Raw genomic sequence first — 6,206 nt, 5'->3', positions numbered from 1 at the left:
GGAACTGCACCTGCGCATGCGCGATCTGGGGATCCCCGACTGATTAGTGTTCCGACGAATAAGTTGAGCGGCGCGGGGGCCGCCGAGGACCCTTTCGGCATGGCACTGCTCAGCGACCGCAACCTCCTGCTGCTCTTCGTCGGCCAGGGCGTCTCCCGACTCGGCGACGGCCTGTACACCGCCGCCGTCGCCTGGCAGGCATGGGCCCTCACCCACAACCCGTCGGCGGTCGCGCTGGTCACCGTGGCCGCGTACGCCCCGGCGTTCCTGGCCACCTTCGTGGCCGCCTCGTACGCCGACCGCTACGACCGCAGACGCCTGATGATCGGCACCGACCTCGCCCGTGCGGCCGTGGTGGCCGCTGGGGTGGGGATGGTGATGGCAGGTGCGCTGAACCTGACCGTACTGGTTCTGGGAACGGCCCTGCTGGCCCTCATCGGCGCGCCCTTCGCACCGGCACGGAACGCGATCGTGCCCCAGATCGTGCCGGCCGAAAACCTGCAGCAGGCCAACGGCGTGCTCCAGGTCGCTTTCCGAGCCGCCTTCTTCGTCGGACCGCTGCTGCTCGCCCCGCTGCTCGCCTTCGGCTCCTTCCCGCTGGTCATGGCGGTGGACGGGCTCACCTTCCTGGTCTCCGCGGCGGCCTTGTCGGCACTGCGCGTCCGCCGTCCCGCCCCGGCCGGGCCGCGCGTCCGGCTGGGCGCGGACCTCGCCGCCGGCCTCGCAGCCCTGCGGGCGGCGCCCGATGTGCTGGTCGTCATCGCGACCTTCGTCCTCGCGCTCGCCGTGGCCAGTGGGTTCCTGGCCGTCGGTCTGGTGGTTCTGGTCGGCCAAGGCGGTGAGTACGGGCTCATGCTGGGCATCGCCGGCCTCGCCGAGATCGCCGGCGCCCTGGTGCTCGTACGCCTGCCTCTGCCCAGACTCGCCGTGACCGCGGTCCTGGCCTGGGCCCTGCTCGGAGCCTTCCGCCTTCCGCTGGGCCTGGTCCACGCGCCTGCGGCCATCGCCGTGCTCCTCGCCGTCACCGGACTCGCGTCGGCCCTGACCGACATCCCGTTGATCGCCTTCGTCCAACAGCGCATTCCCGAGGCCCACCTCGCCAAGGCTCTGGGCCTGTGGGAGGCCGGTATCGCCGGCGCGCTGGCGGTGTCGCCGTTCCTGGCCTCCAGCGTCATCGGACACATCGGAGTGGATCGCGCCTTCATGGTCTCCAGCGCCGTGCTCATAGCAATCGCGCTCGCTGCCGCGGTTGCGCTCACAGCGATGTCAGGAGCCCGCAGCCGCCCCACCGAGCGCGTCACGGTCCTGTCGCAGCCGTGACCCCTTGCGGGATGGCGACGGCTAGGGGCCATTCGTAGCCGCTGGCCAGCGCGTTTCGTCGGTGCCCCTACGCCCCTGGACCGGCCCTCGTAGGTGCCACCTGCCACGAGCCGAGCGCCTGCCGCCACGGTGTCGTTGACGACTGCGTGCGCGGCCTGCAGCTGCTGCTCGTCGATCATGGGACCAACTGCCACCTCGCTCCTCGCCGGGTCTCCCACTGTCACGGCATTCGCCCGCCGGACCAGCGACTCGACGTACTCCTCGGCGATCGACGCGTGCACCAGATGCCGGCTTGAGGCCATGCAGATCTGCCCCGCATGGTGGAAGGAGCCGAACGCCCCCGCGGACGCCGCCTTCTCCACATCCACGTCGTCCAGGACGATCAGCGCCGAGTTGCCCCCCAGTTCGAGGTGGACGCGCTTCAGATGCCGCGTTGCCGCTGCCGCGATCGCTTTTCCGGCCCTCGTGGATCCGGTGAAGGCGATCACGGGCACCTGGGGGTGATCCACCAGTGCCGCGCCGACGTCAGCGCCCCCCGGCAGTACGTGCAGCAGGCCGCTGGGGAGCCCCGCCTCCTCGAAAACCCTCGCGATCACCACACCGCCGCAGATCGCGGTCCGGGGGTCGGGCTTGAGGACGACGGCGTTTCCCAGAGCCAGCGCCGGAGCCACCGCTCGCATCGCCAGCACCATCGGTGCGTTGAACGGGGAGATCACACCGACAACGCCGACCGGGCGCCGACGGGAGAACGACAGCCGGTCCTCCACGGAGCGGAGCACCTCCCCGAACGGCGCCGCGGACAGTGCCGCGGCTTCGTGGCACTCCTCCGCTGCGCCGTTGGAGGTCTGGAAGTCTGCGAATGCCCTCAGCGCTCCCGACTCCCGCACGATCCAGTCGGCGATCTCGGAGTGATGCTCTTCGAACAGGCGCGCAGCACGCCGCAGGACCTGTGCCCGTTCGACGTACGGCAGCGCCGCCCACTGCTGCTGCGCCCGCACCGCCTGCCCCACGGCCCGGCCCAGGTCGTCGGGCGTGGCAGCACCGACACGACCCAGCGTCTCGCCGGTCGCCGGCTCGAGCGCGTCGTACGATTCGCCCGAACCCTTGATCCACTCGCCGGAGAAGATCCTTTCCGACCAGTCGCCTGCTTCCAGAAACGTCATGATGTTCTGCTCCTCATAAGGTGATGGGGGGTCAGCCGCTGCCGCGATTGACATCGCCGCCCGTCGGTCAAGCCGAAGCATGCGTCCGGGCGGGGGGCTGGGACGAGCCGAGTCGCTCGAAGTGCCCTTGGTGGAACACCAACGGCCTCACCTGCGGAAACAATGCGGTCCCGCGTAGCCGTAGCACGGCGATCACGTGGTCGCCCGCCTCGACTTCGGAGTCCAGCGCGCATTCCAGCCACAGCACCGTGCCCGGCAGGAAGACCGCGCCGGATTCCCCGGCCTGCCATCGGACATCCGCGAAACGATCTTCCGCCGAGGAGGCGAGCGCCCGGCACAAAGTCGCGTGGTCCTCGGCGAGCACGCTGACACCGAGGCTCGGCACCTGGCGCAGCGCCTCCCACGTGCGGGAAGTGCGTGCCGCACAGAACGACACCAACGGCGGCTTCAAAGAGACCGGAACGAACGAGCTCGCCGCCATCCCGACGGGCCGGCCACCCACGAGGGCGCAGACCGCGACCACTCCGGAGGGCAGATGACCGAACGCGCGGCGCAGCTCTTCGGGCGTCTCCTGGGATGCTTGCATCGACACTTCTCTCCTCGCCGCCTGAGCGGTTCAGTTGATGCCGCCGTCGATGACCAAGTTGACGCCGGTCACGAAGTCGGCGCGGGGGCTGGCCAGGTAGCAGACGGCGGCGGCGATGTCCTCCGGCCTGCCGATGCGGCCGGCGGTCTGGCGGAACACCTCGACGGCGATGTGGCGCTCGTGCGCCTGCCACCCGCCCTCCAGCCGCATCTCGGCAGCGATGGCGGCGAGTTCCGCGGCGGAGCCGGGCGTGTGGATGATGCCGGCACTGATGGAGTTGGCCGTGATGCCGGTTCCGGCCAGGCCGCGGGACAGGCTGCGTGTCATGTTGATCTCCGCTGCCTTGGCCGCCTGGTAGTCGGGGAAATTGGGCGGTTGGTGCAGGGCGATGGCGCTGGCGATCTGGATGACGCGTCCCCAGCCGCGCTCCCTCATGGCGGGGACCAGGCTGTTGACCAGGGATGCGGTCGAGATCACGTTCAGCTTGTACGTCTCGAGCCAGTTGCCGGGCGAGGTACCGAACCAGCCGTCGCGCTCCCAGCCTCCATGGCGTCCGCCCGCGTTGTTGACCAGGATGTCCACGCCGCCGGAGTCGAGCAGCCGTCGGCAGACGGCGTCGACCTGGTCGGCGTCCGTGAGGTCGCCGAGCACCTCGTCGGCCTGGCCACCGTTCTCCCGGATCATCGCCGCGATCTTGGACGTGCGCTCCCGGTTCCGGCCGTGCACGACGACGTGGGCGCCCTCGTCGGCCAATGCCAGCGCGATACTGGTGCCGATGCCTGAGCTGCTGCCGGTGACGAGGACCCGCTTGCCGTTCAGTTCGAGGTTCATGATGTCTCCTGGTCCAGCTCAAGCGACGGGTTCGACGATGCGCGGGGCCTCTGCGGCCTTGGCCACTCCGGGCACGGCCGCCATGCCGTCGGTGAACGGTGTCTGCCCCAGGAGATGCCGTCCGCTGATCTCCGCCGCCGGGTCGAGCCGGGTGGAGCCGTGGGTCAATGCCACCCGCGCATCGCGTGCGAAGCGCTGAATCGGGTTGCGCAGACCGACCGTGGACGAGCCGAGCGCGATCTGTATCGCGTCGATGGCGGCACCACAGACATTGCCGGCGTGCACGAAGTCCATGGTGATCTCGGACTCCTCGGCCGCCGTGAACGGCTGTCCGGCGCGCGCCTTGCGGTCGATGTGATCCGCGCGGCCGAACAGCAGGCTTTCCGCCGCGTTGATCATGGCGCGCGTCTTGCCTGCGACGACCTGCACCGACGGAGTGGCGGCCAGCGTGTCGTAGGGGAGGTTGAAAGGCTTCTTGCGCCGGCTCTGGTCGAGGAAGCAGTCGAAGGCGCCCTTGGCCATTCCCAGGACCACAGCCATGGTCTCCATGGCCACGATGAGCATCAGGCCTCGGGCGTCGAGGGCGAAGCCCAGCCCCGCGTAGCGTTGGTGCAGGCCGTCCAGACGCCCCGGCAGGCCGGCGAGATCTGCGACGCGCCGTTCGGGGACGAAGACTTCCGCAGGTGTCGTGACGCTGTTGCTGGAGGAACCGGACAGTCCCATGACGTGCCAGTCCTCGACGATCTCGTACTGGCCCTTCTCCAGCAACGCCATCGCGCGCGTCGTGGTGCCGGGGGCGGTTTCCACCTCGATGCCGACGACCAGATAGGCGGCGTGCTTGGAGCCGCTGCCGAAGCCCCACCTGTTCCCGGCCTCGATCACGTAGCCGCCCGGAACCGGGCGGGCCTTCTGAATCCTCTCCGAGAACAGCGAGGCGCTCGCAACGACCGGCCCCGGCCACTGCGGAGCGCGTGCGTAGACCTCGGTGACCGTCTCCTGCGGGAAGGTGAGCATGACCCGGGTGAACCCGCTCGCGATCATGGCGGTCCAGCCCGCCGATCCGTCGCCGCTCGCCGCCGCGCTGACGATTTCGGCCAGATCGCGCGCCCCGAGGGCATAGCCTCCGAGTTCCAGCGGCACTGAGGCCCGGAACGCTCCGGCCTCGTGCAGCGCATCGAGCGTGGGCGACGGCAGACAGCCGATTTTCTCACCTTCCGGGGCGTACTCCCGGATCAGCGGTACCGCTGCCCGCACGGCGTCACGGATGCGGCGCCCTATCGGTGTCGTGAACGGTGACTCGTGTATAGACCCTGGATCAGTCATAGCTGGCGCTTCTTTCATATACATATCTTTTCGCTCACCAAGCCGATGGTGTGCCGAGCGGCAGGATTTCTCGTATTTCGTCGATACTGCGTATTTCGTTGTCGACCACTTTGAAGAGGGCCATCATGTAAAAAGAGCCGTTGTCGGGTCGCGGGCTGCCGGGGACGGGGTGGAAGTCGACGACGACCACACTCGCCGCGATTCCGCGGGCCACGTCGACAACGGGACAGCGACGCCCACGGGCCTTGGGCCTGGCGCCTCGGGTGTTGTTCAGGCAACTCGCGACGGTGTGGACGGTGGCGTCCGGAGACAGCAGAGTGGTGAGGGTGTTCGTCACCTTCTTGCCGTTGTCATAACGGTCACAGCGGTATCCGAAGCGAGCCAGGCTGCCGTCGCTTTCCTGCAGTGCGGTCCAGTAGCTGTCCGCCGCAAGGGCCAGCCCGTCTCGGTCGCAGGCTCGGTCGGGCGGAACCGGTGCGCCGTAGAGCACGTCGGGTGCCAGCAACTGGTCCACATCGGCGAAGTGCCCGCTCGGATCCGTGCTGACGACGGCCTCGGCCTCGGTCACCTCGTCCCCGACGACCTTCAGTCGCAGGCCGAACGGCTGGCGTTGTCCCGCCGTGACGACGACCCCCATGGTCATGAGCTGCCCCTGGACCGGATCGGCGAAGGTCTGTAGGCCGAGGAAATCCTCGGCGGTCGCCCAGAGCCCCTGTCCTGGTGCGACCTCATCGGCGTTCTCCGTCGCCCGGAATGAACGCGCGAGGCTCGCGAGGCCCGGATCGTGCCCCACCAAGCTCTGCAGGAAGCTCTCCCCGTGCCTGAAAAGGTCCCGCTCGGTTTCCCAGCTGTGCGTCATTCCGGCACCACCAGTCAGGGTTCGCATTCCTGCCCGCTCCTGCTCTTCGAGTGGATGTCTTCTATCGGCCCCGGCAGATTGACCCTAGGTCTCGTCCCTCTCGGTAACCAGACGGCGTATTCGG

General features: G+C 68.9%; 5 protein-coding genes and 1 pseudogene. 1 reads left to right on the top strand and 5 read right to left on the bottom strand.

Annotation, left to right across the window (positions count from 1 at the left end; translation table 11 throughout):
• Window positions 1-99 precede the first annotated feature (99 nt).
• Complete coding sequence (locus SMA5143A_RS41200) at window positions 100-1,320, top strand: MFS transporter (RefSeq protein ID WP_107467905.1); 1,221 nt, start codon at window positions 100-102, stop codon at window positions 1,318-1,320.
• A gap of 89 nt (window positions 1,321-1,409) precedes the next feature.
• Here the strand turns inward: SMA5143A_RS41200 and SMA5143A_RS41195 are convergent.
• From SMA5143A_RS41195 to SMA5143A_RS41175, 5 genes and pseudogenes are all read right to left on the bottom strand, one after another.
• Window positions 1,410-2,483: pseudogene (locus SMA5143A_RS41195) on the bottom strand (aldehyde dehydrogenase family protein); the annotation flags it as partial.
• A 67-nt stretch (window positions 2,484-2,550) separates the two neighbouring features.
• A complete protein-coding gene (locus SMA5143A_RS41190) occupies window positions 2,551-3,069 on the bottom strand; it encodes a flavin reductase family protein (RefSeq protein WP_107467906.1) in 519 nt (172 codons plus the stop codon).
• Between the two features lie 30 nt (window positions 3,070-3,099).
• Window positions 3,100-3,900: an SDR family NAD(P)-dependent oxidoreductase gene (locus tag SMA5143A_RS41185; protein WP_107467904.1), complete on the bottom strand. Its 801-nt coding sequence runs from the start codon at window positions 3,898-3,900 to the stop codon at window positions 3,100-3,102.
• Window positions 3,901-3,918: 18 nt separating this feature from the next.
• A complete protein-coding gene (locus SMA5143A_RS41180; RefSeq protein WP_258194046.1) occupies window positions 3,919-5,154 on the bottom strand; it encodes an oxidoreductase in 1,236 nt (411 codons plus the stop codon).
• Window positions 5,155-5,257: 103 nt separating this feature from the next.
• A complete protein-coding gene (locus tag SMA5143A_RS41175) occupies window positions 5,258-6,109 on the bottom strand; it encodes a hypothetical protein (RefSeq protein ID WP_258194045.1) in 852 nt (283 codons plus the stop codon).
• Window positions 6,110-6,206 lie beyond the last annotated feature (97 nt).

Origin of the sequence: Streptomyces sp. MA5143a (assembly GCF_900290235.1) — a bacterium.
In the GTDB taxonomy this organism is placed as follows: Bacteria; Actinomycetota; Actinomycetes; order Streptomycetales; family Streptomycetaceae; genus Streptomyces.
The sequence above is the reverse complement of the archived record's forward strand: the minus strand, read 5'-3'. Positions and strand labels throughout refer to the sequence as shown.

Coding starts and splice junctions, on each gene's coding strand:
- SMA5143A_RS41200 (WP_107467905.1), top strand. CDS start 100: ATGGCACTGCTCAGCGACCGCAACCTCCTGCTGCTCTTCGTCGGCCAG.
- SMA5143A_RS41190 (WP_107467906.1), bottom strand. CDS start 3,069: ATGCAAGCATCCCAGGAGACGCCCGAAGAGCTGCGCCGCGCGTTCGGT.
- SMA5143A_RS41185 (WP_107467904.1), bottom strand. CDS start 3,900: ATGAACCTCGAACTGAACGGCAAGCGGGTCCTCGTCACCGGCAGCAGC.
- SMA5143A_RS41175 (WP_258194045.1), bottom strand. CDS start 6,109: ATGCGAACCCTGACTGGTGGTGCCGGAATGACGCACAGCTGGGAAACC.